The organism is Stenotrophomonas sp. STEN031 (genome assembly GCF_056759975.1).
Window position 1 is genome coordinate 41,021 of record NZ_JBRREA010000016.1, and the last position, 24,993, is coordinate 66,013.

General features: G+C 62.8%; 24 protein-coding genes. 6 read left to right on the forward strand and 18 right to left on the reverse strand.

Going from position 1 to position 24,993, the window contains the following annotated elements; translation table 11 throughout:
• Positions 1-508 precede the first annotated feature (508 nt).
• Positions 509-868: a DUF1428 domain-containing protein gene (locus ACVOLQ_RS09640; protein WP_313493314.1), complete on the forward strand. Its 360-nt coding sequence runs from the start codon at positions 509-511 to the stop codon at positions 866-868.
• 177 nt (positions 869-1,045) lie between these two features.
• Here ACVOLQ_RS09640 and ACVOLQ_RS09645 read toward each other — a convergent pair whose 3' ends face one another.
• Entirely contained in the window at positions 1,046-2,245 is a 1,200-nt protein-coding gene (locus ACVOLQ_RS09645) for a TFIIB-type zinc ribbon-containing protein (protein WP_313170980.1), read from the reverse strand.
• Positions 2,245-3,324, reverse strand: a complete 1,080-nt coding sequence (locus ACVOLQ_RS09650) for an SPFH domain-containing protein (protein WP_313170981.1) — start codon at positions 3,322-3,324, stop codon at positions 2,245-2,247. The genes ACVOLQ_RS09645 and ACVOLQ_RS09650 overlap by 1 nt, the downstream gene beginning before the upstream one ends.
• A gap of 119 nt (positions 3,325-3,443) precedes the next feature.
• Between ACVOLQ_RS09650 and ACVOLQ_RS09655 the strand changes: the two genes are divergently transcribed.
• The gene (locus ACVOLQ_RS09655; protein ID WP_481527829.1) at positions 3,444-5,792 is read left to right on the forward strand and encodes a membrane-bound PQQ-dependent dehydrogenase, glucose/quinate/shikimate family; all 2,349 of its coding nucleotides are present in this window, start codon (positions 3,444-3,446) and stop codon (positions 5,790-5,792) included.
• A gap of 168 nt (positions 5,793-5,960) precedes the next feature.
• Here ACVOLQ_RS09655 and bioD read toward each other — a convergent pair whose 3' ends face one another.
• From bioD to ACVOLQ_RS09670, 3 genes are read right to left on the reverse strand one after another with little or no spacing between them, the layout of a single operon-like run.
• Positions 5,961-6,611, reverse strand: coding sequence for a dethiobiotin synthase (bioD, locus tag ACVOLQ_RS09660; RefSeq protein ID WP_481527830.1), 651 nt, complete (start codon positions 6,609-6,611; stop codon positions 5,961-5,963).
• Entirely contained in the window at positions 6,608-7,900 is a 1,293-nt protein-coding gene (gene bioA, locus ACVOLQ_RS09665) for an adenosylmethionine--8-amino-7-oxononanoate transaminase (protein WP_481527831.1), read from the reverse strand. The genes bioD and bioA overlap by 4 nt, the downstream gene beginning before the upstream one ends.
• A 49-nt stretch (positions 7,901-7,949) precedes the next feature.
• On the reverse strand, positions 7,950-8,459 hold the full coding sequence (locus ACVOLQ_RS09670; RefSeq protein WP_313171342.1) for a M23 family metallopeptidase: 510 nt from the start codon (positions 8,457-8,459) through the stop codon (positions 7,950-7,952).
• A gap of 292 nt (positions 8,460-8,751) precedes the next feature.
• On the opposite strand from ACVOLQ_RS09670, the gene ACVOLQ_RS09675 reads away from it, so the two are divergent.
• Complete coding sequence (locus ACVOLQ_RS09675; RefSeq protein WP_481527832.1) at positions 8,752-8,985, forward strand: hypothetical protein; 234 nt, start codon at positions 8,752-8,754, stop codon at positions 8,983-8,985.
• Between the two features lie 257 nt (positions 8,986-9,242).
• Here the strand turns inward: ACVOLQ_RS09675 and ACVOLQ_RS09680 are convergent, their stop codons facing one another.
• On the reverse strand, positions 9,243-9,938 hold the full coding sequence (locus ACVOLQ_RS09680; protein ID WP_481527833.1) for a TorF family putative porin: 696 nt from the start codon (positions 9,936-9,938) through the stop codon (positions 9,243-9,245).
• Positions 9,939-10,070: 132 nt separating this feature from the next.
• The gene (locus tag ACVOLQ_RS09685) at positions 10,071-10,862 is read right to left on the reverse strand and encodes a hypothetical protein (RefSeq protein ID WP_481527834.1); all 792 of its coding nucleotides are present in this window, start codon (positions 10,860-10,862) and stop codon (positions 10,071-10,073) included.
• 174 nt (positions 10,863-11,036) lie between these two features.
• Here ACVOLQ_RS09685 and ACVOLQ_RS09690 point away from each other — a divergent pair, with 174 nt between their 5' ends.
• The gene (locus ACVOLQ_RS09690; RefSeq protein ID WP_313170994.1) at positions 11,037-12,017 is read left to right on the forward strand and encodes an HPP family protein; all 981 of its coding nucleotides are present in this window, start codon (positions 11,037-11,039) and stop codon (positions 12,015-12,017) included.
• 36 nt (positions 12,018-12,053) lie between these two features.
• On the opposite strand, the gene ACVOLQ_RS09695 is transcribed toward ACVOLQ_RS09690, so the two are convergent.
• From ACVOLQ_RS09695 to ACVOLQ_RS09705, 3 genes are all read right to left on the reverse strand, one after another.
• Positions 12,054-12,452 (reverse strand): hypothetical protein, encoded by a 399-nt coding sequence (locus tag ACVOLQ_RS09695; RefSeq protein ID WP_481527835.1) that lies wholly within the window; start codon positions 12,450-12,452, stop codon positions 12,054-12,056.
• Entirely contained in the window at positions 12,445-13,104 is a 660-nt protein-coding gene (locus ACVOLQ_RS09700) for a glutathione S-transferase family protein (RefSeq protein ID WP_313493305.1), read from the reverse strand. Before ACVOLQ_RS09700 ends, ACVOLQ_RS09695 begins: the two co-directional genes overlap by 8 nt.
• A 76-nt stretch (positions 13,105-13,180) precedes the next feature.
• On the reverse strand, positions 13,181-14,323 hold the full coding sequence (locus ACVOLQ_RS09705) for an alpha/beta fold hydrolase (protein WP_481527836.1): 1,143 nt from the start codon (positions 14,321-14,323) through the stop codon (positions 13,181-13,183).
• A gap of 201 nt (positions 14,324-14,524) precedes the next feature.
• On the opposite strand from ACVOLQ_RS09705, the gene ACVOLQ_RS09710 reads away from it, so the two are divergent.
• The gene (locus ACVOLQ_RS09710) at positions 14,525-15,010 is read left to right on the forward strand and encodes a hypothetical protein (RefSeq protein WP_481527837.1); all 486 of its coding nucleotides are present in this window, start codon (positions 14,525-14,527) and stop codon (positions 15,008-15,010) included.
• Here the strand turns inward: ACVOLQ_RS09710 and ACVOLQ_RS09715 are convergent.
• From ACVOLQ_RS09715 to ACVOLQ_RS09730, 4 genes are all read right to left on the reverse strand, one after another.
• Entirely contained in the window at positions 15,007-16,197 is a 1,191-nt protein-coding gene (locus ACVOLQ_RS09715; RefSeq protein WP_481527838.1) for a DUF2268 domain-containing putative Zn-dependent protease, read from the reverse strand. The two genes, ACVOLQ_RS09710 and ACVOLQ_RS09715, sit on opposite strands and share 4 nt — an antisense overlap.
• A 259-nt stretch (positions 16,198-16,456) precedes the next feature.
• On the reverse strand, positions 16,457-18,067 hold the full coding sequence (locus tag ACVOLQ_RS09720) for a hypothetical protein (protein WP_481527839.1): 1,611 nt from the start codon (positions 18,065-18,067) through the stop codon (positions 16,457-16,459).
• Positions 18,068-18,152: 85 nt separating this feature from the next.
• On the reverse strand, positions 18,153-18,839 hold the full coding sequence (locus tag ACVOLQ_RS09725; protein ID WP_481527840.1) for a hypothetical protein: 687 nt from the start codon (positions 18,837-18,839) through the stop codon (positions 18,153-18,155).
• Positions 18,840-19,132: 293 nt separating this feature from the next.
• Entirely contained in the window at positions 19,133-20,317 is a 1,185-nt protein-coding gene (locus tag ACVOLQ_RS09730) for an MFS transporter (protein ID WP_481527841.1), read from the reverse strand.
• A 142-nt stretch (positions 20,318-20,459) separates the two neighbouring features.
• On the opposite strand from ACVOLQ_RS09730, the gene ACVOLQ_RS09735 reads away from it, so the two are divergent.
• Positions 20,460-20,906 carry a winged helix-turn-helix transcriptional regulator gene (locus ACVOLQ_RS09735; RefSeq protein ID WP_481527842.1) on the forward strand — a complete coding sequence of 149 codons (447 nt, stop codon included), beginning with the start codon at positions 20,460-20,462 and terminating at the stop codon, positions 20,904-20,906.
• A 68-nt stretch (positions 20,907-20,974) separates the two neighbouring features.
• Here the strand turns inward: ACVOLQ_RS09735 and yjjJ are convergent, their stop codons facing one another.
• The 4 genes from yjjJ to ACVOLQ_RS09755 all read right to left on the reverse strand — a co-directional run bounded on the left by yjjJ (position 20,975) and on the right by ACVOLQ_RS09755 (position 24,959).
• Positions 20,975-22,366 (reverse strand): type II toxin-antitoxin system HipA family toxin YjjJ, encoded by a 1,392-nt coding sequence (yjjJ, locus tag ACVOLQ_RS09740; protein WP_481527843.1) that lies wholly within the window; start codon positions 22,364-22,366, stop codon positions 20,975-20,977.
• 193 nt (positions 22,367-22,559) lie between these two features.
• On the reverse strand, positions 22,560-22,847 hold the full coding sequence (locus tag ACVOLQ_RS09745; RefSeq protein WP_481527844.1) for a transposase: 288 nt from the start codon (positions 22,845-22,847) through the stop codon (positions 22,560-22,562).
• Between the two features lie 291 nt (positions 22,848-23,138).
• Positions 23,139-23,696, reverse strand: coding sequence for a restriction endonuclease (locus ACVOLQ_RS09750; RefSeq protein WP_481527845.1), 558 nt, complete (start codon positions 23,694-23,696; stop codon positions 23,139-23,141).
• Between the two features lie 423 nt (positions 23,697-24,119).
• Positions 24,120-24,959 carry a TSCPD domain-containing protein gene (locus tag ACVOLQ_RS09755; RefSeq protein WP_481527846.1) on the reverse strand — a complete coding sequence of 280 codons (840 nt, stop codon included), beginning with the start codon at positions 24,957-24,959 and terminating at the stop codon, positions 24,120-24,122.
• Positions 24,960-24,993 lie beyond the last annotated feature (34 nt).

The window sequence follows — 24,993 nt, forward strand, 5'->3', positions numbered from 1 at the left end:
AAAACACGTGTCTCCGGCCGTTGCTTCGGGCTCGCCCGTCCCCTGCGCTGACGACGGCGGCAGGCGCCGAACCGAGGGGACGATGCAATGTTCCAAGGCTGCCCGCCGCTGCCCGTGGGCAGCTTGCCGGCACCACCCGTGAACGAGGCGTTCTCCCATAACGGCAGCGACAGCCATTCATTGAACGCCGTTGTGGCCTTGCCCGCGGCATGGCGTGCCATGACTGCCGTGGGGAGATAACCATCAAGCCCCTCCCTTCGGCTGACAGTGCCATCCGGCCTGCCCCAACGCATTCCGCCAAGCTCGTTCATGTTTCCTGCCCTGCACGAAGCAGGTTCATTGTGGGCAAGCCGGGGCGCACTGGCCCTGATGATTATCAACCTCGCGGTGATCTGCCGTTCGCAGGAATTTGGCGCGGCCGAAACATTGCCCGGCGCAGAATCGATGTTGCCTGTTACCGCTGTTTCACCAAAGACGGCCCCACGCCGCCCGTCCCACGAGGCCCGCCATGTCCTACGTTGATGGTTTCCTGGCCGCCGTGCCGCTGGCCAACAAGGCCAGGTTCATCGAGCACGCCCATATTGCCGATGCGCTGTTCATCGAATTCGGCGCCCTGCGTGTGACCGAATGCTGGTCCGACGATGTGCCACACGGAACCCTGACCGATTTCTACCGTGCCGTGCAGGCCCGGGACGATGAAGCCGTGGTGTTCTCATGGATCGAGTGGCCAGACAAGGCCACCCGTGACATCGGCATGCGCAAGATGATGGAAGACCCGCGCATGGATCCGGCGACCAATCCGATGCCGTTCGACGGCAAGCGGCTGGTCTACGGCGGTTTCCTGCCGGTAGTGCACTTGGGCGAGTAAACCGCTGCGCAGAATGCGCAACGGCGTAGCCCGGGTAAGCGCAGCGCACCCGGGGCCTATCTGCGCAAGACCGGCAAGACTGTGTGGATTTCATTCCCCGGGTGCACTGCGCTTACCCGGGCTGCGAAACTGCTGTGAGCGTGCAGGAGCGGGGGAAGAGCGCCGCTGACCCCGCGGTCAGCGTCCGCCCCCCAGCACGAGGAGCATCACCAACAGGCCGACCACAGCACCCAGCACCGCGAAGAAAATCTTCCACGCGCTGTAAGGGCGTTCGCCTGCCAGTTGCCCGGTATAGCCATTGGCCAGCACCTGGAAGCTGCGCCTGCCGTAGGTGTAACTGACCAGCCATACCGGCACCAGGATGTGTTTGAAGGTGCGCCTGCTGTAATCGGCCTGCACGCGCAGGTTGCGCTGGGTGTCGCCAGGCACCTGCTCGGAACACAGGCGATGCGTCTGCGCCTGCATCTGTTCCTCACCCTGCTCCGCAGCCTGACGCAGATCCACCTGGTAGCGCTCCACCGTCCAACCGCGCACGAACTCGGGCGAGTACGGCTTCAGGTCGCTGGTGGTCGGAAAGCGCCCGATCTTGGCCAGCAGTTCCGGATGCACGCCTACCGTGCCCGGCACCAGTTCATCATCGAAGAAATGCTGCAGCGAGCCGGATGCGGGTTCCCAGCGTATGCGGCGTTCCTGCCGGGTCTGGGTGTTCCCCTGGGAATCGCGGTAACTGACGGTGACGTAATAGTAGTAGCCGGCCTCGGCGGTCCAACGCGCCGCAACATGCGCGTCAAACGTCCAGTAAGGCAAGTAGACGCCCTTGAGCGTATCGGTCAACGCCGCGCGCTTGAGCTTGCTCGGCGCAAACCAGCGCGTGCCGTACCACCGGCGGATGCTGTCACGTACCTGGCCATCACTGATCTGGAACGGCAGCACGCTCTGCGGGGTAATCGCATCACCCAGCGATTCATGCGCGATGATCGAGGGCGAGCCGCAGAATTCGCAGCGGTCGGCCACCTTGCCATCGACGAACACCGAGATCGCATGGCAGCTCTGGCATTGCACCTCGCGGGGCTGTGCACCGTAACCGCGTTGTTCGGCCGGGGTTGCCGCCATGCTCTGCAGCATGCCAACCACGCCGCCTTGCGGTAACGGTGGCAGCGGAGGCGGAAGGGCTTCCTCCGCCTGCAGCCGCTGCAAGGCGGCCAGCAGGTCCTGCTCGACCACGCCGGCGCTGCCATCGCCCACGCCTTCGGCTGCCGCCGACAGCGGCACGATGGTGCCGCAGTAGGGACAGGCCAGGGCTTGCTTGGTGGCGTTCCATTGCAGGTCCCCGCCGCATTCCGGGCAGGGGTGTTTGCCAACTGTTGCGTTGTTCATCAGCCGCGCAGGAACTCTTCCAGTGCCGAGCGCGCAATGCGGGTGGCATTGCCGATCTTGCGTGCCTTCAGCTCACCGGCGGCAATCGACGCCATCACGTCCTCGACCGACACCGACAAAGCCTGCGCGGCCTGCTCGGGGGTGAGTACGTCCAGCGCCGGCGCATCCGTGCCGGCAGCCGGCAACGGCGGCGGCACCGCCGGACCGGGCACCACCGGCGCACCGGTCTGCATGTTGCGCATCATTTCCTGCGCCATGCCGAAGCCCATCGCCATCTGTGCCGGCACCGCGGCGGCAGCGGCACCTTCACCACCCTCGCCCATGCCATGGCCCATCTGGTACTTCACGTAGTCGTTGAGGTTGCCGATCACGCCCATGCTGGAGCGCTTGTCGATGGCCTGCTCCACTTCCGGTGGCACCGACACGTTTTCCAGGATGAAGCTGGTGATCTCGATGCCGTACTTGCCGGACATGGCCGGGTTGATGATCGGCAGCAGCGCCTCGCCCAGCTCGGAGTAGCGCGCCGCCACATCCAGCGCCGGCACGCCGGCCTTGGCCAGGGCTTCGGTGAACACGCTGACGATGCGCGAACGCATGGTGTCGGCAAATTCGTCCAGACGGAAATTCTGGTCGGTGCCGGCCACTTCCTTGAGGAACTTGGGCGGGTCGACGATGCGGAAGTCGTAGGTACCGAAGGCGCGCAGGCGCACCACGCCGAAATCGGCGTCACGCATCATCACCGGGTTGGCGGTGCCCCACTTGTTGCCGGTGAACAGGCGCGTATTGAGGTAATAGACATCGCACTTGAACGGCGACTCGAAGCCGTACTTCCAACCCAGGATGGTGGACAGCACCGGGATGTTCTGGGTGCTCAGGGTGTGCTTGCCGGGGCCGAACAGATCGGCGTACTGGCCGGCGGCGACAAACTGCACCATCTGCGATTCGCGCACGATCAGCTGCGCGCCGTTCTTGATCTGGCGGTCCTCGTCGGGCCAGCGGTAGGACAGCGTGTCACGCGAGTCATCGGTCCATTCGATGATCTCGATCAGTTCCTTCTTGATGAAGTCCAGAATGCTCATGCTCGGTCCCTAGTCGACAAGGCTGTGATTCTACGGCGGGAATGTTAAGAACGCGCGTGACGCCACGCAGACATGACTGGGCGCAGCATGGCCGCATCTTCCGGACCCGCAGGTACGCCATGCGTGTACTGACCCTGTTGTTGACCACGCTGTTCGGACTGGCCCTGGCGATAGGCGGCGCCTGGTTGCTGGCCCTGCACGGCAGCCCGTTCTACCTGCTCAGCGGCCTGCTGCTGTTGGCCGTGGCCTGGGGCCTGTGGCGCCACCGACGCTGGCCGACCTGGTTGTACGCCGGTTGGCTGCTGGTGCTATTGAGCTGGTCGCTGTGGGAAGCCGGCCTGTACTGGTGGCCGCTGGCCACGCGCCTGGGCGTACCTGCCCTGCTCGGCCTGCTGATGGCCTTGCCGGCCTCGCGCCGTTCCAGCCCGCGCGGCTATACCGGCCCAGCCGGCTGGCCGGTGCTGCTGGCCTCGCTGGGGGTGGCGGCGGTGGCCTTCGCCGGCATCCCGCGGCATCTGCATGAGATCGATGGCCAGCTGCCGATGGAGATCGTCAACGCCACCCCGGCGCTGGGCGACACCCCGCAACCGGAAGGCGAATGGCAGGCTTACGGGCGCAGTGGCTATGGCCAACGCTACTCGCCGCTGACGCAGATCACCCCGGCCAATGTCGGCCAGCTGCAACTGGCCTGGCAGATGCAGACCGGCGACGTGCGCCTGCCGCAGGACGTGGGCGAGACCACCTACGAGGTCACCCCGCTGAAGATCGGCAATACCCTGTATCTGTGCACACCACACAGCCTGGCGTTCGCGCTGGATGCGGACAACGGCAAGGTGCTGTGGAAGTTTGATCCCGGTGCGGGCATGGAGCCGCAACGCCAGCATCAGACCTGCCGCGGGCTCTCCTATTACACCGAGCCGGCTGCCAACCCGTCTGTGGCAGCAACAAACGCGACCATCTGCAGCAGCCGCGTGTTCCTGCCCAGCGCCGATGCCAAGCTGCATGCGCTGGATGCACAGACCGGCCAGCATTGCCCGGATTTTGGCAACAACGGCGTGCTCGACCTGCTGCACAACATGCCGTTCAAACAGGCCGGTTATTACTACTCCACCTCACCGCCACTGGTGGCCGGCGGCAAGGTCATCGTCGCCGGCGCAGTCAACGACGACTATGCGATCAACTCGCCCTCCGGGGTGATCCGCGCCTATGACGTGCACAGCGGCCAGCTGCTGTGGAACTGGGACTCGGGCAACCCCACCCAGACCGCGCCGCTGGATCCGAACAACCCCAACCAGATCTACACCCCCAGCTCGCCGAACAGTTGGTCGGTAGCCAGTGCCGATGAAGCATTGGGCCTGGCCTACTTCCCGATGGGCAACCGCACCCCCGACCAGCTTGGCATGTACCGCAGCCCGGCCGAGGAAACCTATGCCTCTTCGGTCGTGGCGCTGGATATCGCCAGCGGGCAGGTGCGTTGGGTGCAGCAATTCGTCCATCACGACCTCTGGGACATGGATACCCCGGCGCAACCGGTGCTGCTGGACCTGGACCTGCCGCAAGGCCGCGTGCCGGCGCTGGTGCAGCCAACCAAACAAGGCGACGTGTATGTGCTGGACCGTCGTGACGGCAAACCCCTGCTGCCGATCAGCCAACGCACCGCACCACAGTACGTGGACATTCCCGGCCAGTTCGCCGCACCCACGCAACCTGCGTCGGCGCTCAGCTTCGAACCCGAACCGCTGCGCGAGGCCGACATGTGGGGCGCCAGCCTGATCGACCAGATGCTGTGCCGCATCCAGTACCGGCAACTGCGCTATGACGGCCGCTATACGCCGCCGACGTTGCAGGGCAGCCTGATCTATCCGGGCAACTTTGGCACCTTCAACTGGGGCAGCGTGGCGGTGGATCCGCAGCGGCAGGTGATGTTCGGCATGCCCACCTACCTGGCCTTCGTGTCGAAACTGGTGCCAAAGCAGCAGGCCAGTGGCCGTGCGATGAACAAGGGCGAGCATGGCCTCAATGAGAACAAGGGTGCCGACTACGCGGTGGAAATGACGCCTTTCATGTCGCCTATCGGCGTGCCCTGCCAGGTGCCGCCATGGGGCACGATCGCCGCCGCCGATCTGCGTACCGGCAAGATCGCCTACCAGCATCGCAATGGCACCATCCGCGATCTCTCACCTGTGCCGCTGCCGATACGCATCGGTGTACCCGGCATTGGCGGACCGATGCTGACTGCGAGCGGCGTGGCCTTCATGAGCGCAGCCACCGACGACAACTTCCGCGCCTACGACCTGGCCAGCGGCAAGGTGCTGTGGGATGTGCGCATTCCGGCCGGTGGGCAGGCCACGCCGATGACCTACCTCAACAGCCAGGGCGAGCAGATGGTGCTGCTGGTGGCGGGTGGTCATGGTTCGACCGGGACCAAGGCGGGCGATTATGTGTTGGCGTACAAGTTGAAGAAGTAGGGGCTTCTGCGAGTGGAGCGGGAGCAGAAGCACCCCTCCCCAACCCTCCCCTTGCCTTCGGCAAAGGGAGGGGGCGCAAGCAACAGCCCAGCGCTGCACGATCCGCCCCCTCCCTTGCGCAACGCGCAGGGGAGGGTTGGGGAGGGGTGCCTTTCGCGAGAAACCCGATCAGCCCAGATCAATCCGCGGCACGTCATACCACTCCGCATCCGGGAACCGCTTCAACACCCACTCCCGAATGAAGCCGCGGCTGTCCGCCGCAATCACTTCATCGCTACTGTCATCACGGCTGTTCCAGGCAACGCCATGCAACATGATCCCGCGCGCGGCAATCGCTTCCAACGACAACAGCGTGTGGTTGATCGAACCCAACCGCCCGGAGGTCACCAGCAACACCGGCCAGCCCTTCCGTGCGACGTAATCAATCGTCAGCAGCTGCTCGCTCAGCGGCACCATCAAACCGCCGGCACCCTCGATCAACACCGTCTCGTAGCGCTCACACAAGCGCGCCGTAGCGCTCTCGATTGCAGAAAGATCCAACACCCTGTGCTCCAGCCGCGCGGCCAGATGCGGCGACGCCGGGTAGGCAAACAGCGCCGGCATCGTGGTGCCGTCACGGTCCTCCTCGAACAGCCCGCAGCCCATGATGCGCCGGTGCAGCAGGATGTCATCGGAAGCGGCCACGCAACCGGTCTGCACCAGCTTCTGGGTGATCACGTCCTGGCCCTGCTCGGACCATTGCCGGGCCAGCCAACCGGTCACCACGGTCTTGCCGATCTCGGTATCGATACCGCTGACAAAAACAACCTTGCCACTCATGCGCGCATATCCTCTTCCTGCAGGCTGGCCACCAGCGCGACCATGCCATCACACAGCTGCTGCAGCTGTGCATCATCGATTACAAACGGCGGCATCACATAGACCAGCCGACCGAACGGCCGGATCCAGATGCCATGCTCCAGCATCCGCTGCTGGATACGTTCCAGCCGCAGCGATGCCTTCAACTCGATCACGCCGATGGCCCCAAGCACACGCACATCGGCCACCTGCGGCAAGTCGCGCGCGGGTGCCAGGCTTTGTTCAAGACGCTGTTCAATCGCCGCCACCCTGCCCCGCCAATCCTGCGACAGCAGCAGCTGCACCGATGCCAGCGCAACCGCGCAGGCCAACGGATTGGCCATGAAGGTCGGGCCATGCATGAACACGCCCGGCTCGCCGCTGGCGATCACATCGGCAATCTCGCGCGTGCACAGCGTCGCCGCCATCGTCATGTAACCACCGGTCAATGCCTTGCCGATGCACAGGATGTCGGGGCTGATGTCCGCATGCTCACAGGCGAACAAGCGCCCGCTGCGACCGAAGCCAGTGGCGATTTCATCGCAGATCAACAGTACGTCGTGCTCGCGGCACAAGCGTGCAAGCTCGCGCAGGTACTGCGGATGGTAGAAACGCATGCCACCCGCGCCCTGCACCACCGGCTCGATGATGAAGGCGGCCAACTCATGGGCGCTTTCAGCGAACAGCTGCGCAAGCGGTGCGATATCGGCTGGGTTCCAGTCCTCGCCGAAGCGCGTCTGCGGCGCGGGCACAAACCGTCGTGTCGGCAACGAGGTGCCGAACAAACCATGCATGCCGGTAACCGGATCGCAGACCGACATCGCGTTCCAGGTATCTCCGTGATAGCCCGAACGCGTGGTGGCGATATTGCATTTGCCCGGCTTGCCGCGCGCCGCCTGGTACTGGATCGCCATCTTCAGCGCAACTTCCACCGACACCGAGCCGGAGTCCGCGTAGAAGATCGCGTCCAGCCCCTTGGGCACGATCTGCAGCAGCTGCTTGCCCAGCGCGATGGCCGGCTCGTGGGTAAGCCCGCCGAACATCACATGTGACATGCGGCCCAGCTGGTCAACCACAGCCTGGTTCAGCTGCGGATGGTTGTAGCCATGAATCGCGCACCACCACGAGGCCATGCCGTCGATCAGCCGGGTGCCATCCTCCAGCTGCAGCAGCACGCCATCGGCGCGGGCGACCTTGAGCACCGGCACCGGGCTGCCCAGGGCGCTGTAAGGGTGCCACAGGTGTTCACGGTCGAATTGATCAGTCAGCATCGTTCAGTACAGCTCTCGCCGCGGGAAGGCGGCTTGCAGGGGGCGTACCTTACCGCTTGCGCGGCTGCCCTGCATGCATCAGCGGCAGCGGGTCGAAGGGGCCATCACCGCCGTAGATGCCGTAGTGCAGATGCGGCGGCGTACCGCGCGCATTGCCGCTGTCACCCACGAAGCCCAGCACATCGCCCGCCTGCACGACGCGCCCATAGGCCAGCCCCGGCGCCCAATCCTGCAGGTGCGCGTAGTAATGCCGTTGCCCGGCCGGCCCGATCACCCATACCTGGCGCCCGCCCAGGCCACTGTCTCGCACCGCCGCAACCACGCCCGGGGTAGCGGCGACTACCGGCGTGCCGCGCTTGGCGAAGATATCCACGCCATGGTGTTTGCGCTCGCGCCCGCGTGGTGCGCCGAAGGTATCTGCAATCTGCCGCGGTTTGATGCCTTGCACCGGAACGGCTATCGCTGTTGGTGCCGGCAGGCGTGAAAGCTTCCAGCCTTCGCGGGCGACCACGCTGAAGGGCTGTCGCCACAGCCAGCTGGCGACCAAGGCCAGCACCATCAGCAACAACACGATACGTACGGCGCGCGGCCACTTGTTTCGTTCGGAAGAGTTCAAGATTCGCCCAAGCTGTGTGTTCGAGATGGCGCAAGCTAGCAGCAGCCAAGCTGACATTTCCAGCACTTTCTTGCTGCCGACCGCAGGCAACCTTCACTTCAAATTCGCTTCACATTGGCCGCATATCCAGCACATGCAGTGCACCTAGAATTCGTCGCCACCCCGCCAACAAGCAGGCATTCCGAAGATGGACATTCTCTACTTCGTCGCGCGGACACCAGCACTGCCGGCGACGATGTATCTGCTGATCCTGGTTGTCGCATGGTATTTCAGTCGATTGCTGTTCGATGCGCTCTCCATCCTTGGATTCATTGGCTTGCTGATGGCTTTCCTGGCCAGCGACGGTGAAGCTGCCATGATCATTGCCGTTGCCGCGTGCACGCACCTGTCGCTGACCTTCGCCGGCAACAGGAAGCAACGTCGAAGCGAAATCAACAGCGAAGCAATTGCTCCCACCAACAAACCTTGAGCGCCCCGATGCAGGAGCGACGTCAGTCGCGAAGCGTGTAGATCGTGGGATCGCCGTTGGTTTGACTGCCAAGTGATGCCAGCTTCGCGGCTCACGCCACTCCTACACAATGCGGTGCCGCTCATTCTTGTAGGAGCGACGTCAGTCGTGAAGCTCGTACACCGTGAGATCGCCGTTGGCTTGACTGCCAACTGGTGCCAGCTTCGCGGCTCACGCCGCTCCTACAAGAGCGTGGCATCACGCTCACCTGAAAACTTTCAAAACGATGCCTGCACCGCGGCCTCCCAACGCGTGCCGGCGGCCTGCCCCCCAAACAGCTCACGTGCGTGCTGGTCGGTGAAATGCCCGCTCAGACGCAGCTCGACCGGCGCTGCCACTGCCCATATGGCGCTCAATTGGCCGTGCGCATAGCCACCGCCAACCGCATCCTGCAGCTGGTACCAGGCGGCGGCGGTCTCCACACGCAGGCGCGGTGACAGCGGCACGCGCGCGCCGACCTGGGTGTACAAACCATCCTGGCGGGTGCCCAGCGCCTCCGGCGACCAGCCCAAGGCCAGCCAATAGTTGTCCTTCCAGGTCAGCGTGGCATTGAGCTCGGTCCAGTTCAGATCGACCGTTGTCGCCGGATAGCGGTAGTGCAGCAGGTTGGCATCCAGAGCCCAGTCGTCGGCCAGCTTGCCGTTCCAGCCGACGATGAAGTCCAGCTCGCTGCTGGCATGCGTTTCCGGTGCGAACTCCACACTGGAGCCGGACACAGCCGCATACACCCCGCTGTCGCCAGCCACACGGAAACCGGCCTGTACGGCAGCGTCACCCTGGCTTTGGGTGGAGCCGCGCCAGACATAGTCGCTGGTCAAGGCAGCGCTGCCGCTGGTGTCGATGGCCAGTGCATCCGCGCTGGCGACGAGTGCAACGAAGGCAGCGAAGTACAACGAAGAATGTGAGCGTTTCATGGGGTTTCCGAATGCGGCCACGCGAACTGCGCAGCGATGCGGAATTGTTCACGCGACGCCCATAAACCGGCGATGGCGACAAGCCGCGCGCCGCATCAAATCTGCGTAAAACCGGAAAGCCCTGCGCCTGCATCAGTTCTCGCACGTGAACACCTGCCGGGTCGCACCCGCCGGCATCGGCTCGGCGAAGACGGGCTTGATCTCCGGCGGTCCCCGGTCGCTTTCACAGTGGGTGAACTGCCACTGGCTGGGTTTGAAACGTGCGGCTGCGCCATCCGGCTCGCCGGTCGTGAACTCGGCCTGGATGTCATAGTCGATCAACGGTGTATTGAACCAGGCGACCTCACCGGCCTTGCAGTCGATGAACGGACGCGAAGGATCGACCACCCAATTGCCACTCTCCGGATCGGAGTGATAGACCGGACTGATGCGTTGATCGGCAGTCAAGCGCACCCGCCCGGGAGATGTTTCCAGCACATCAACCCAGAGACCTGCCAGCTGCACCGGCTCCGGAAACTGCAGCGCATCGAGCCCCCGCAATCCCAATGGCCGTTGTGGTTCGCCGTTGTCGAAGACATCGCGGCGATTGACCAAGGTGCCCTTGGGCACATTGAACTCGCCGTACTGGAAATCACGTTCCAGCACGAACTGGGCGCGGCTGCCCCGCTGCCAGCTCTCGATGGCGAACTCCCGTTTGAACTGGAAGGTCTTGTAGAGCAGCAGCCCCACCCATGCCGCCACCAGTACGACAAACACCGTGGCCAGCCGCACCGTCCAGCTGAAGAACGCGCGCCAATCGCCGTTGCCTTGGCGCCGGAAGCACCATGCCCTCACCAGCAGGCCAATCGCCACTGCAGCGCCCAGCAGCGGCAACACAAAGACCAACAGCAGGAACGGCCAGGAAATCAACGGTCCAGGAATCATTACGCACACAACGGCAGAAAGCTGCTCCCATCCTACCTTCCCTGTTCCGCTGCATGCACCTGCGGCATGAGCACCAAACAAATCCGCATCAGCCGACGTTCAAACAACCGATCCGGACTCATGTAGCACACGGAAAACGCGGCAAAATGGCCTCCCCTCCACGCAACCACGGCCATGAAGTCCAGCAGCAAGCCCCTGCACCCTCTCCGCAGCTGGTTGAGCATAGAGCGCAACCAGACCAGCCACGGAGAGAAGTGGATCTCGGCGCTGGGCGCGCTGATCGGCATCAGCGTGGTCTACCAGCTCACCCATTGGTGCTTCCCGGGCGGCTTTGGCAACCATGCCGGCGGCGCGATCCTGCTGGCCTCGATGGGGGCAAGCGCAGTGCTGGTGTTTGCCGTACCGCATGGCGCCCTGTCGCAGCCGTGGGCGGTGATCGCCGGGCATCTGGTATCGGCCTTCATCGGCGTCAGCTGCCAGCTGATGTTTCCCGAACAGGCCTGGACCGGAGCGCTGGCCGTGGGCCTGGCCGTCGGCGCCATGCATTACCTGCGCTGCATCCATCCGCCCGGTGGCGCCACCGCGCTTGCCGCGGTGATAGGTGGCAGCGATGTGCATGCACTTGGCTATCACTACCTGCTCACGCCGGTAGCGATAAATGTCGCCGCCATCCTGTTGGCCGGGGTAGCGTTCAATGCCTGCTTCGCCTGGCGCCGCTATCCGGTGCACCTGCATCGGCGTCGCCAGCAGACCGTGAGCATGCCGTCCTCGCAGCGCCACGTGGATCTGACCCAGGAAGATTTCCACGCCGCCATCGGCCAGCTCAACTCCTTCGTCGACATCACCGACGAGAACCTGACCGAGCTGTTGGAACTGGCCAAGCAGCATGCCGAGCGCGACGCCTTGCACCCGGCGCAGATCGAACCCGGCCGCTGCTACAGCAATGGCCGGCTCGGACGTGCCTGGAGCGTACGCCGGGTATCGGTGACACCGGCCCTGTCCGGGCCCTCGGCCGATCGTCTGGTATATGCGGTGGTGGCCGGCGACGGCATCGGCGATATCGGCCATGCAACCGCGGCCGAGCTGCGGCAGTGGGCGCGCTTCGAAGTATCGCTACGTGAGGGTGGGCGCTGGGACAAGCTTGGCAACGCTTGACTCCGCCAGCCGGCCGACACCACGCGTTACCAGGATTCAGAGCGAGAACAGTTCCAGCACGGCACCGAACAGAGCGATCGGCAGGCGACAGGAGAGCGATTCATGCATGCCGAACCAGTTGCAGGCAACCCAGCCGAACGGCATCAGCAGCAATCCCAGGATCAGCGCATCGGTGATCCAGTTCCAGTGCTGCCGGCGCACCAACTGCAACACCGCGTCCACCAAGAATCCCACCAGCATCAGCAGTGCAACAGCCCCCAACAGCAAGGCAATGCCCAGACCGGTATCACCGCGATGTTGTTGCGTGGACGCATACGCGACGGCCATGCGCGTGTACAGCAGAAACACCAGCAAGGGCGTAACGAAAGCAGCAATGCGGATCACAATCGACCACGGATAACGCGAGTACCAGGCTCGGCGCGGCGAATCAATCACGATCGGGCGCCCCCAAGGGAAACAGATGGCGGTACACGCGTGCCTCATCCACCGCACGCGCGAAGGACGGACGCTGCAGCAGGCGCTGGCGGTAGTCCAGCAGTAGCGGGTAGTCGTCGCTGATGCGGTGCGTCCAATCGGCGTAGAACAGCGAAGGCGCTGCGGCACAGTCGGCCATCGAGAAGGCCTCACCACAGGCCCATCGACGGCCGGGCAGCTGGCTTTCCAACCAGGCGTAGGCAAGTTCCAGCTTCTGCACACTGAAAGCACGCGCCTCATCGCGCTTGCCATCGTCGCCACTGAGTGCGCCGTTCACTGCATGCTGCACCGGACTCATCACATGCAGGTCGAAGAAGCGATCATGGAAGCGCACATCCAACGCCTGCATCGGATCCTCGGGCAGCAATCGCACCCGCCAGGAATGCTTCAACTGCAGGTATTCGATGATGATGCTGGTTTCCACGATGCTGCGCTCGCCGTCGAGCAGCAGCGGGAACTTTCCCAGCGGCCAACGCTGCAGCCATTGGCCGATGTGCTCTGGCGTGTCAGGGCCGAGTTCGCGGAACTCGAAGGCGATGGCGTTCTCGTACAGCGCGATCAGCACCTTCTGCGTGTACGAGGAAAACGGATGACCGTAGAGCACTAACGACATGACGAAGTCTCCATTATCGGAATCGCAGCGGGATATCCCGCTGCCTGGACAGGCTCTTCACTGCGTGCAGCCTGCATTATCCGCTGGCTGCTGACCCGGCGCGCATCGCCTGTCCGCAATCACTGCCAGCCGGTTGCCCGCTGAAGCGTTCGGCGATCCAGGCGATGGCACGATCCGCCGAGACAATCGCCGTGGTGGCATGGCCAGTGTCTGGCAGGCGCAGGTAGTTCACGGCAGCACCGCGCTTGCAGGTCTGCTCGAAGAAGTTCCAAGTGACCGGCGTCGCCACCAGGCCGTCTGCATCGGATTGCACCAGCAACAGCGGTGCCGAACCGGCCGCCAGCGCCGTGATCGAATTGCGTGCCATCAAACCATCCCAAGGTGCGCGACCGCTCAGATCCAGACTGCCCAGGCGCGCGCGCAAGCGCAGCAGGCGCACCAGCGCCGCCGCCGAGAACGGATCGCCCTCGCAACCGCTGGTGGCACGCTCGATCACGCCACGCGTTGTCCTGTTGGCGATGGTGGAGAGATCCGCACCGTAGACCTTGGACCAGCTGCGGGCAGTGAATCCGGTCAACAACCCGCGTACCGTCGCATCGGCACGCTGCATATTGGCCGCCAGATCGGTGGGTGGCGACACCGCGACCACGCCCTGCAACTGCAGATCCGGCGCATAGCTGCGCGCACGTTGCGCGCTGAACAATGCTGCATGCCCGCCCTGCGAATGCCCCCACACCGCGAAGCTGCGGCGGGCACCCGCCGCCGGGATCGCTGTTGCCGCGCGCACCGAGTCCAATAGCGCCGCGGCGGTGGCGTCACCGGCCAGATACGCATGCGGCCCACGCGTACCCAAGCCGGGATAGTCACTGGCCACCACCACCCAGCCACGGCCCAGCATGTCGGCCAATCCCGGGATCTGGTCCAGCGTTCGGATGGGTGTACAGGCCGGATCGATGCCCACCGTGCCATGCGCCCAGGCCACCACCTCACGTCCTTGAACCGGACTTGGCCCGTCGGGGGCGATCACCACGCCGGTGGATTGGGTCGGATCGCCATCGACATCGGTGGTTTCGTAGCGGATGCGCCAGGCCTTCGCGCCGGCGGGTGCGCCCTCGCTGGCGATCGCCTCCAGCAGCTTGCCCGGTGCTGCCATCGCTGGCGCACTGCCCAGATGCAGCAGGGAGACCAACACCAGCCAGCGCATCACGGCGTTCTTCATGCGTTCCAGTCCCTGGGGCATCCGGTTGCGCTGATGCTAGCTCAAACCGCGCGGCAAGTTCGACGAAGGCGTGTCAGTTCCCGACCTCGCCCCCCGAGATCAAAAGGCGGACGGCAACTGCGTCGTTACAATGCCACGCCAGCATCCTGTTTGCCGCAGCCCTGCAGCTGCGGCCGCTGCCGTCATCTGGAACCGCACTCAATGACACTCTCGCTTCTGCCGCAGAACATGCTTGGCCATTGGACGGACCGCACCCCCGCGGTCTGCGAGTTCCAGCACGGCAGCACATTGATCTTTGTCGAATACGTCGGCGCCTATCCATTGGAGCGCAAGCTGGCCAGTGCCCAGCAGACCATCGACGATGCGTTCGCGGAATGTGCCTGCGCGGTCGCCTTTGCCTCCGCGGTCTCCGCTGCAAGGCATCCCGCTTTCTGGAAGCATGCCAACCGAATCCCCCTGACGCAGGCATTGCTGATCGTGTTCAGCATCCGCTACGTTCCAGATTGCGATCAGCCCATCTATGAGATTTCGTGGAACCCACGCTTCCGAGCGGAATCCGGCGTCACGTACTCCGAAGACTGGCTGGAGGAAACCGTTGAAGTAGTCGCCCCCATGGATCTTGAGTTCATCCGCGTGAAGCGGATCGGCAGGCACCAATATCAGCTTCTGGATGGATCGCCGGCCTAGAACTGCCCCCGCTCCACACCCTGCCTCCACGCCTCCGGCCGCGGTGTCCATTCGCCCTCGCCAAGCACGGCCTCAAGCAGGTTCTGGATGGGATAGCCCAGGTGCTGCTGCGCGGCCAGGCCGCCATCGTTCATCTGCGCCGCGGCCACGAAGGCGCGGAACGCGCGTTCGTCGCCTGCTGCAAGCGCGGTGATCTTCTTGGCCAGGTCGTAGGAGAGCCGGTTGCCATCGTCCGCCGCCAGGAACGACTTGCCGGACCAGAAGGCCTGGATGCTGTCCTGGTTCCAGTAGGCCGCGTGCTGGGCAGCAATCTCGTGCGGGAAGTACATCTGTGCGCCCGGTGCGGCCAGCTGCGGGTACAAGGTGTGTTCGGTATTCACCGCCAGGCCCTCGTTCAACCACGCCGGTATCGGCAGGTGTTGCAGCAGGCAGTGGGTGAGTTCATGGGCAATCACCGGCTCCATCGAATCGATGATCTCCAGTGGCATCACGAAGTGGCCGTAGCCGGCCTTGATGAACATGCCCGATGACATCGCGTACTCGCCGCCGTCCGGGTAGTAATGCGATACGTAGGCGTAATAGTCCTCCTGGTCGGCAAACACCATCACCACATGCTTGCCAAGACCGGGCGCGACTGCGAGATCGCCAAGACTGCGATTGATCCGCGATAGCAGGCGCTGGCAGGTCGCAAGGAATACCTCGCCAGGCCTGTCCATCAGGTTCGACAGCAGCAGGAAGTCGGCGGACTCGGTGATGCGGTAGTGCTCTCCCAGTTGCTGGTTGAGCGCTTCCAGCCACTCCTTCGCCGCCGACGTGCGATGGATATGCGTCGCGTCGGCATCCATTCCCGTCGGCGCGTCCTCGCTGATACGTTCCCAATCCGCGATGGGCAGCCGGGTGCCGTCATACCAATGCATGCGCACCGGAACACGCGGCAATGGCGCTACTTTCGCGGATCTCTTTTCGCGCGACAGGTGCGTTGCCAGCCAAGCAATCAGGATGAAGACCACGAGGAAGAACGCCACCGCATAGAGTGCGTCCTTTCCTTTTTCCCTGTCATCAGCGAACGGACCGGCGTCTGCAGCCGCTACAACCAACGGCAGCACGGTATGCGCAGCATCAGCCGGAGCCGCCAGTGAACTGCCGATGCCGGGTGCCAGCAGAGCAGGAATCAAGAAGAATTTCATATTGCTTCGTCTACCTGTGCCAAACCAATTCCAATATTGAAGTCACTTTCCACCCGATCTATTCATCTATCTGCGGTAGATTCCGAAGCAGGAAGCCACCGCACCCGTCGCTCCGGAAGAGCCGCACAGCGGCACCTGATTCTGTGGGAGCGGCGTAAGCCGCGAAGCTGGCCATCCCTCCCATCTGCATGTGCCATGGATCTGGGCCGTTTGGAATCATCGGCTTCGCGGCTTACGCCGCTCCCACATGCAACTGTTGCTACCGCGAGCCCAACACGAGGAAGTACTTCTCGTCCTTCCCTGATCCAACCCGCAAGCAGCCATCGTCCGTCTTCCGGTCCAGCGCATGATCCCGATCCAGCGCCAGATACCGAAATACCACACCGATATCACCGGATGCGGTTACGATCCATGGCGTTTGGCAACTGTCGCCATCGCCACTTGCCATGATGGCCCGCAACAACCCGTCAAACCCAAAGCGCACATCCGCATCATCGTCGGCAAGGCTTTCCAGCGCATGCAAATGCAGGGGATACCGCCGCAGAAAATCCTGGTAAAGCTGCATACGCGCGCCAGCTGGGCCGCCCGCCTCACCCAACGCAGCAAGCTGGCTGCGCAGTTCGAGATAGCCCTCGGCCGCCGCCAGCTCATCAGCCCCGGTGAATGGCGAGCTGGCTTCGGCGGGTGTCGGCCCGAGTTCGCGCCGCAACCATGCGCCGTAGTAAAGATGGGCGAACTCATTGGCGCCAAGCGCCCTATCACGAGCGATGAATCGGGCCAGCAACTTCGGATGGAACGTTGCCTGCTCAGGCTCCAACACCGCATCCGCGCGCACACCAGTGACGCTCGCCATCATGCCCGGCCCTGCCGCATCACCGCGTGCCCACAACTGGCGTCCCGCGCGATAGCTCATCGGTGCTACAGGACCGTCATTCGTGCTTCCATAGCGCCGGACCAGCAACATCACATCGGTCCCGGCGCTATGTGTATAGCCGTCAACCGCCAGGACGTCGTCGTTCCAATCCGATGCAGCGTTCTCCCGACCATCCAGCGCCACCTCGCGGAACAGCAGGCAACGATTACCGGGCAGCCAGGTGTTCGCGCATCCAGCCGATGTCTCCTTGATCTGCAGCAGTCGTTCCGCTCCCTGCACACCGTAGTGCGCATCCTGCGCAAGCGCCGTCCCTTCGAAACGCAATACCCCGCCAAATGCGTCGCCAAGCTCCAGTTGCGGCCGGTCTTGTTTCGCCTGCTCAACGCGCATGCGTAGCGCATGCCCGCCGGACAACATCTGCAGCAGGCGCTGCTCAGCGGTGTACGCCGGCTTCTGGCAGGTCAATGCAGGCGCTCGCTCATGCGGCTGTCTGTGCAGATTCAGCTGCCAGGCCACCTCGCGCTGCGAATCAGCGCCCTGCACCTGATAGCGCCGCAGCACCACCTCGCCATCCACCTGCCGCTTGCATAGCTCGCTATGCACTAGCAGAGACGGTTCCGCTGACGGGCCTTTTTCCTCGACACCGAATTGCAGCTGCGGCGCATCCGCGCCCTCGCCGAACCAGGTTCGCGGCATTCCGTCCTTGTCCACCGCAGTGAGCAAACGCCAGCGGTAAAGTGGAAGCAGCTGTTGATAGCGCTGGGCGGTCTGGCGTGCTGCGGATTCGTCGGGGTGCGTTGGAGGTGGCGCCAGTGCAGCCGGCATTGATGCGGGCTGTCGCCCAATCGCCAGTGCGGGCAACGCAAGTACAGCAAGCGCGATCGCCATGCGGATTCCGGACAAGCGGCGAAGACGAATCGCGGTCATTCCACATCTCCCTATGTGGCTCTGGACTGTCGGACAGCCCAGAGCGCCTTCAACAATCGGCTCAGTCAATCAACCCTGCTATCGAACTTCGGTGCCCCTGTTGCCGCTGCACGCCGATCCTTCGCGACGAAGGTAACCGGACATTTTCGCGATCTCAGGATTCCGCCTCACATGTCGCTTCATCCGTGAGCAGCGCGGGGTCTACCGGCCGCGTAGTATCGATGAGCACACGCTGCTCCTCCGTCGGATCACCCAACCACCAGACCTGGCAGCGCGAGACCAGGCGGCCAACCATTCGGGCTTGCTCAGGCTGGTAAAGCATCGCCAACTGATGCGTACCGCACTGGTGTGCCTGGCAGGCCGTGTAGTACCACCATGTTTCCTGGCCCAGCAGCTTCGGGACGCCAGGCGCGCTGGGGCCACTGAGCAGACGGTCGCGCAGCGAAGGCACATCCGGATCGGCGATGTCCCCCTGCGCGGCCTCTTTCAGCAACGCATCGAATGCTGCAGTCACTTTGGCATCGGCACGCCCACAGTTGTCCACGCTGTTGCCACCTACCAGGGTGAAGAAGTAAGTGGCCAGCGGGTTCTCTTCGCAGCTCGGCTCATGATCGAAGCCTGCCGGCGTGGGGACATCGCTATCACCCTCCTCATACGGCGCGGACACGGTGTCTTCAGGCTCATTGTTCGTGCCACCACTAGCGGATACAGCCGGCCCCTGCACCGCTACGGCATCAGCGGCAGCGGCAGCGCCATCAGCCGCAGGCGCAGGCGCAGCAGCCTGCTTGCAACCGAGCAATGAACCCAGTGCCAAGGCCACCCACAAAACCCGTAACTTCATCTACCACCCCAGGTAATCAGCACATTGCATCCATGTCATTCCCGGCAATGCTGCAGGAATCTGCCGATTGTAGCTTCTGCCTCCAGCGGCCGTGCTATCAGATTGAAAGCAAACACCAAACCCAGCTCTTGTGGGAGCGGCGTAAGCCGCGAAGCCAGGAAACCAGAGGAACCACACTTTCCGGAGCTGTCGCTACTTCCCGCAGCTTCGCGGCTTACGCCGCTCCCACAAGTCAGCTTCGCTTTTGTTTTATCGCAAGCACTCTCAAACCAGCACGCTTCACCGCACCGCTACTACACAGGCATGAGCCGCCGGCTAGCCAACCAGAACACCAGCGCAACGCCACAGGTAGCAGCACCCAACACACAGACGCCGCTCCACCCTGCGCGCGCATAGATAGCCGTGGTGGCAATCGCCCCCAACCCGCTGCCTGCTGCATAGAACAGCATGTAAAGCCCGACCAGCCGACTGTGCGCTTCAGGCCGCTCGCGAAGGATCATGCTCTGGTTGCTCACGTGCAGCGCCTGCCCACCAAGGTCCAGCAACACAATGCCGAACGCCAGCGCCCACAACGACACCGGCATCAACGACAACGGCCACCACGCCAACAACAGCACCAGCAGCGCCATCGCCGTGACGGTCTGGCCACGCCCCTTGTCCACCCAGCGGCCCGCACCGGCAGCGCCCAATGCGCCGATCACGCCCACCAGACCGAATGCGCCAATCACCGTGTGTGAGTAGCCGTAGGGTGGCGCACTCAACGGCAGCACCAGCGCGCTCCAGAAGATATTGAACGCAGCAAACATCAGCAACGCCAGCATTCCCCGGATTTGCAGCACCCGCTCCTCTCGCAGCAGACGTGCCATGGAGCCGATCAGCTGCAGGTAGCCCAGCGCCGCCGGTGCCGCAGGCAGTCGGGGAAGTTTGCGATGAAGCAGGCCCGCCAGTAGCAGCATTGCCAGCGCGGAAACGACATAGACGCTACGCCAACCGCCCAGGTCGGCAACGCCGCCGGCGACCACCCGCGCCATCAACAGACCAATGAACACGCCGGCCTGCGCGGCGCCGACCACCCGCCCTCGTTCGTTGTCGCCAGCGGCACTGGCGGCATAGGCAATCAGCCCCTGCGTCATCGCCGTGCCGAGCAAGCCAATCGCCAACATACCCAGCAATAGCAGCCACGGCGATCGCGCCCAGGCCACCCACAGCAGCGCGACCACCAAGCCCAGTAGCTGGACCAGCATCAGGCGGCGGCGCTCCATCCTGTCGCCCAAGGGCACGAGCAACAGCAAGGCCAAGGCGCTGCCGATCTGGGTTGCGGTCACCACGCTGCCAACCGCCGCCAGACTGATGCCCAGCGATGCAGCAAGCAGGTCCAGCAGGGGCTGCGCGTAATACACATTGGCAACGCACAGCCCGCTGGCGATGGCGAACAGCCATATCAGACCGGCAGGCAGCGCCTGACCTACCCGGCTCACAGCTGCCTCGGGGCATTCCAAAGCACTTTCCAAAGGCAGGTTCATGGCACACCTAAATCCAGTTGCATATCGCAACCAGATGCATGCTAGCGAACTGTGGTTTTAAAATGCAACTACAATGGATTCAGCCACAGGAGTCGCCATGTCCCGCCGCAGCCTCGAATCCGACTCACCCTGCCCGGTAGCCCGCAGCCTCGACCTTGTCGGCGACCGCTGGTCACTGCTCATCCTGCGCGATGCCTTCGATGGCGTCCGCCGCTTCGGCGACTTCCAGCGCGGCCTGGGCGTGGCCCGCAACATTCTCACCGACCGCCTGCGCAAACTCGTGGATGCCGGCATCCTGCAGCTGCATGCCGCATCGGACGGCACGGCGTATCAGGAGTACGTACTCACCCCGAAGGGCGAGAGCCTGTTCCCCCTCCTCGTCGCCCTGCGCCAATGGGGCGAGCAGCACCTGTACCAACGCGGCGAGCGGCATTCGCAACTGCTCGACAACCGCACCGGCAAGCCGGTTCCGCTGATGCGGCTGCAGGGTTCGGATGGGGCGTTGCTGGGAGCGGGGGATACGCGGGTTCGCAAGCTGAGGTAATGCCGCAGATGTGGTTTGAGCTGCGTGCTGCGGAACATCCAAGACCCCACTCTGCCCCCGGTTTTCTTTCAGCTGCCAAAGCGTTGGGCGTAGCGGCTGACTACGTCGATATTCTGCTGCGCTACAGTCTGAATCTCCGGCGCAATCTCCGATTCCGCTACCCGCCGCCAGAACTGCTCAGCCAGTTCTGCGGCCCAGGCAATGAATGGCGCTTGCCCGGCTCTGCTGGGCGCATTGATGTTTACCGGTACGAGTGCGCGAATATTCCCGGTTTGCGCGGATGGCGCCATATACATCGGCAGCATGTCGTATGCAGGACACAAGGGTAGCGGGCCATCGTCGATCAGATGGAAACCGATGTTGCCAAGATGCATGTCGGTATTGCCGATCAACCGGCCGAACCAATGCAGCCGGGCCAGGTTCTCGGCGGTGCCCTGAGTGATCAATCGCTCATCAACGAGCTGCTCGCCGGCCAGCCCCCAGTCGCGCGGCCCCTCACCGATGAATGCTGCATCCAGCGCCAATAGCGAAACGAAACCGCGCCTGCCCAATACGTCCACAGTGCGATCAAACCGCTCCACTTCAAGGAACACATGTTCCTCGCTGCGCAGAAGCTGTGTGCGGGAAGCCGGGAAGCCGGCCTCGCGCAGCGTGGATAAGGCCAGATGCTCGCAGACGAGCAGATCCGCCCAACGCGCGCCCAACGGGTTCAACGACGGCAGCGCGAACTTGACCAAGGCAGCGTAGCGACCAGTAGTAGTAACAACAGTCGCGGTGAACTTGGGCTGCTCGCCTCCTGGAGACGAACCAACTTCCTCGCCATCCAGGGCTTCCTTTGCGCGTATAGCGTAGTCGTCGTGCCGGCTGGCTACGTCCACGCGATCCAGTGGCGCATCCACATCCAGCAACGCACGGTCGATGGCAGCCTGTCCCAACAACAAATCGCCGACACTGGTGCCGCCATGCAGGATGCCGAGCAGGTTGTCGCGCGACTGCCAGCTCTTCAAGTCTTCGGGCACACCCAATGCCCGTCCCAAACGATGCGCCAGGGAACGACCGAGGAAACCCTGCGGACGCACATCATCCAGAAACCAGGGCAGCCCCGGAAAGTAGCCCGTCGGGCCATCTACTGCGCGCATCAGGTTCGGACGATCACCCGAGGGTTCAAAAAGGAAGCTGTCTCCACGCAACGCGTGAAGGTTGCCCAGCTCTTGCATGTTCGCGTCCGCGCCCATCCGGTAAAGCGGCCACATATTGGGCCGGACCAGCGCAGTGGCTACGTAAGCCGTAGCGCGCGCCTTGCCAACCCGGCGTACCTGATCACCAGCCTCCGTGACCAACCGCGACAGGACGGGACGGGAGACGGCCAGCTTCTCGACCAACTCGCCGGCCGGCACCGGATCGCCGCTTTGAAGCAGATCAAGCAGTTGCAGGACGCTAGCTGATGGAGGACGGGCCATGATCAGAGCTCGTTTCTTTACGATTCAAGAAACGATACTTCATGGCGGCCACTGCTGCAATACACTGATATATATGAATATTTGCAACTTCTCCAGCACTAACATCGGTTCATTTCTTTACGATTTTTTATCGATATTGCGCTCTCTCTGCAGCAGGGCCAGTTGGTTCTGGAAGCCCAAGACCCCTCAACGATCAAGGGCCAGAGCGGAAACCCCACTCTGACCCCGATTCCCCCTTCTTGATGTCCTGCCACAGCCTTGGATAGTCATCCGTGTTGGCCTCCATCTGGATCACCGCATGCAGATGTTCCGGCAGCACAACAGCGGCCAACACCAGGTGCGGAACACGCCGCGCGGCGTTGCGCCAAGCCTGCTTCAGCGCATCGATCTCGCGCACCAGCAGATCACTACGCCGGTCCTGCAAGGTAACGGTGAAGAAGTAGGTGCCGCCGGCAACACGATTACGTCGATAGTTGACCATCGCCCCAGCGTAGCCACATCTCCGGATAACGCCTGCCCCGCGATCCGTAAGCAAAACACCCGCCAATTACCAATCAATCCGTAGCCCGGGTAAGCGCAGCGCACCCGGGGTCGCACGATGCCCGCCAACGCATCAGGCCGCAGCCGAGGGATTAGGCGCGTCGTCGGCATCGAACGAAAACAGCCGAAGCCAAAAGTAGAAAGCCGAGCGTCGGCTCGGCTTCTTCGATCACTGTAGACCCCGGGTGCGCTGCGCTTACCCGGGCTACGTTACTTTTTTATAAATCGACTGTCACAACGAATTGATATTGAAATGAGAATGAAGCGTGAATCGCAAGTCCTGCCCAGCATGAATTCCACAATCATCAGCAGTCGCTGGAACCTCCATGTTCGCAGCCCCCAAAATATGAAGAAAGCGGTCGCCATCCACAAGCTCAATAGGGATGTGCCTTGATGTACTTATCCGCGCGGCTTCGACTGATCCCCTCTGGAATTTCGAAGTCGCCACGAAGACACCACGCCGATAGCCCCCAAGAGTAAGAGCACCAAGAAACGATCTAATCTGCTCAACCTCGATCGATCTCTTCTTTCTCTTAACCTGTACGCCAATCACATCACCAGCAGTGGACCGAAGCACAACATCAATGCCTCCATCGCCGGAGTAAGCAGTAACATCCGCACGATAATCAAAGTCACGAAATACACTCGCAACGGTCTCCTCGAACAGTCGGGGATGCATATCTCTCAGTGCCTGTTGCTTGGCCGAAAGGTACCTCCGCACAGCCATGATCGGAACGTTTATATCTCGAATGTCTAGATCGCGCAGTACTGCACCCGAAACAAGGGTCATGCTCCAAATCTGACGGCGCTCGGCACAGAACAGTGCTCTATCAATTGCTACCCACCAACCACACACTGGACAAACCTGAAGGAGCGCATCTCTTTCACTGGGATTTCCCTTGATCCGGAGTCGCCGTTCAGGCAGTTCGATTCCGGCTTTCCGCATCGAACTCACTACACGATTGTGAGTTGCCATATACCTCGCTAGTGGAACCTTCCAAAGACTTTCGCCAACGTAATCGTCCATCAAGGAATAACAATACTGACAGCGAACACTGTCCAGTCGCCGCATCCCATCCAGCGGGGTTATATCTAATCCTTGGAGGGGATTCAGATACCGGCAAGGAACATGGAGAAGACCTGTCATGAGGGAAACTCCGAATTTCCTTAAGAAAAAAGAGCCCCTGAAGGGGCTCCTTTTCTTATCTATCGATTACCCGCACTTGCTATACCCACAATTCAAGCAAGTCTGGCAGCCGTCCATGATCACCAGCGCCTTGGTGCTGCACTTGTGGCACATGCTGGCGCTGGCCGGGAAACTGCCGTTGTCGGCGCTTTCGGGGTCGGCTTCGGGGGCGACGGCAACCTCAAGGGCTACCCCTCCCCGGCCCTCCCCTTCGCTTTGCGAAAGGGAGGGGGCGAGCGCGGCGCTTTGCGCCGGCGCTGCGCTTACTTCACTGTTTTTTTTTGAGCGTTCTTCGAACTGCTTGCGCTTTTCGGCGATCAGGGCGCGCTGGTGGGCGCTCATTTCCGGATCCTGCAGCAGGCCGATCGACTTCATGTGGTCTTCGACGATGGAGCCCAGCTCGGCCACCAGCGACGGCATGTACACGCCGCCGGCCTTGAAGTAACCGCCCTTCGGGTCGAACACGGCCTTCATTTCGTCAACGATGAAGGTGACGTCGCCGCCCTTGCGGAACACGGCGGACATGATGCGGGTCAGCGCCACGATCCACTGGAAATGCTCCATCGACTTGGAGTTGATGAAGATCTCGAACGGACGGCGCAGTTCGTGCTCGGTGCCCTGGTTGAGCACGATGTCGTTGATGGTCACGTAGAAGGCGTGCTCCACCAGCGGCGATTTGATCTTGTAGGTGCTGCCGATCAGCACTTCCGGGCGCTCGATGCGCTCGTGCATGTGCACGATGTTGTCGGCCGGGGACTCGTCCAGGGCCACTGCCACCGGGGCCTTGGCCGCTGCTGCTTCACGGGCCTTGTCGTCCGGGGTGATGACGGAATAGCCCTTGATTTTCTTGTCGATCTTGACGGCCATGGTGCGAGTCCTGGTTATGCGTTGCTATACGGAT

What these genes read in the sequence shown, in the direction of transcription:
- ACVOLQ_RS09735 (WP_481527842.1), top strand. Translation starts at nt 20,460, where the DNA reads ATGTCCCGCCGCAGCCTCGAATCCGACTCACCCTGCCCGGTAGCCCGC.
- ACVOLQ_RS09675 (WP_481527832.1), top strand. Translation starts at nt 8,752, where the DNA reads ATGTATCTGCTGATCCTGGTTGTCGCATGGTATTTCAGTCGATTGCTG.
- ACVOLQ_RS09700 (WP_313493305.1), bottom strand. Translation starts at nt 13,104, where the DNA reads ATGTCGTTAGTGCTCTACGGTCATCCGTTTTCCTCGTACACGCAGAAG.
- ACVOLQ_RS09685 (WP_481527834.1), bottom strand. Translation starts at nt 10,862, where the DNA reads ATGATTCCTGGACCGTTGATTTCCTGGCCGTTCCTGCTGTTGGTCTTT.
- ACVOLQ_RS09715 (WP_481527838.1), bottom strand. Translation starts at nt 16,197, where the DNA reads ATGAAATTCTTCTTGATTCCTGCTCTGCTGGCACCCGGCATCGGCAGT.
- ACVOLQ_RS09725 (WP_481527840.1), bottom strand. Translation starts at nt 18,839, where the DNA reads ATGAAGTTACGGGTTTTGTGGGTGGCCTTGGCACTGGGTTCATTGCTC.
- ACVOLQ_RS09680 (WP_481527833.1), bottom strand. Translation starts at nt 9,938, where the DNA reads ATGAAACGCTCACATTCTTCGTTGTACTTCGCTGCCTTCGTTGCACTC.
- ACVOLQ_RS09645 (WP_313170980.1), bottom strand. Translation starts at nt 2,245, where the DNA reads ATGAACAACGCAACAGTTGGCAAACACCCCTGCCCGGAATGCGGCGGG.
- ACVOLQ_RS09745 (WP_481527844.1), bottom strand. Translation starts at nt 22,847, where the DNA reads ATGGTCAACTATCGACGTAATCGTGTTGCCGGCGGCACCTACTTCTTC.
- ACVOLQ_RS09705 (WP_481527836.1), bottom strand. Translation starts at nt 14,323, where the DNA reads ATGAAGAACGCCGTGATGCGCTGGCTGGTGTTGGTCTCCCTGCTGCAT.
- ACVOLQ_RS09640 (WP_313493314.1), top strand. Translation starts at nt 509, where the DNA reads ATGTCCTACGTTGATGGTTTCCTGGCCGCCGTGCCGCTGGCCAACAAG.
- ACVOLQ_RS09755 (WP_481527846.1), bottom strand. Translation starts at nt 24,959, where the DNA reads ATGGCCGTCAAGATCGACAAGAAAATCAAGGGCTATTCCGTCATCACC.
- bioA (WP_481527831.1), bottom strand. Translation starts at nt 7,900, where the DNA reads ATGCTGACTGATCAATTCGACCGTGAACACCTGTGGCACCCTTACAGC.
- ACVOLQ_RS09690 (WP_313170994.1), top strand. Translation starts at nt 11,037, where the DNA reads ATGAAGTCCAGCAGCAAGCCCCTGCACCCTCTCCGCAGCTGGTTGAGC.
- ACVOLQ_RS09670 (WP_313171342.1), bottom strand. Translation starts at nt 8,459, where the DNA reads ATGGTGCTGGCCTTGGTCGCCAGCTGGCTGTGGCGACAGCCCTTCAGC.
- ACVOLQ_RS09650 (WP_313170981.1), bottom strand. Translation starts at nt 3,324, where the DNA reads ATGAGCATTCTGGACTTCATCAAGAAGGAACTGATCGAGATCATCGAA.
- ACVOLQ_RS09655 (WP_481527829.1), top strand. Translation starts at nt 3,444, where the DNA reads ATGCGTGTACTGACCCTGTTGTTGACCACGCTGTTCGGACTGGCCCTG.
- bioD (WP_481527830.1), bottom strand. Translation starts at nt 6,611, where the DNA reads ATGAGTGGCAAGGTTGTTTTTGTCAGCGGTATCGATACCGAGATCGGC.
- ACVOLQ_RS09750 (WP_481527845.1), bottom strand. Translation starts at nt 23,696, where the DNA reads ATGACCCTTGTTTCGGGTGCAGTACTGCGCGATCTAGACATTCGAGAT.
- ACVOLQ_RS09710 (WP_481527837.1), top strand. Translation starts at nt 14,525, where the DNA reads ATGACACTCTCGCTTCTGCCGCAGAACATGCTTGGCCATTGGACGGAC.
- yjjJ (WP_481527843.1), bottom strand. Translation starts at nt 22,366, where the DNA reads ATGGCCCGTCCTCCATCAGCTAGCGTCCTGCAACTGCTTGATCTGCTT.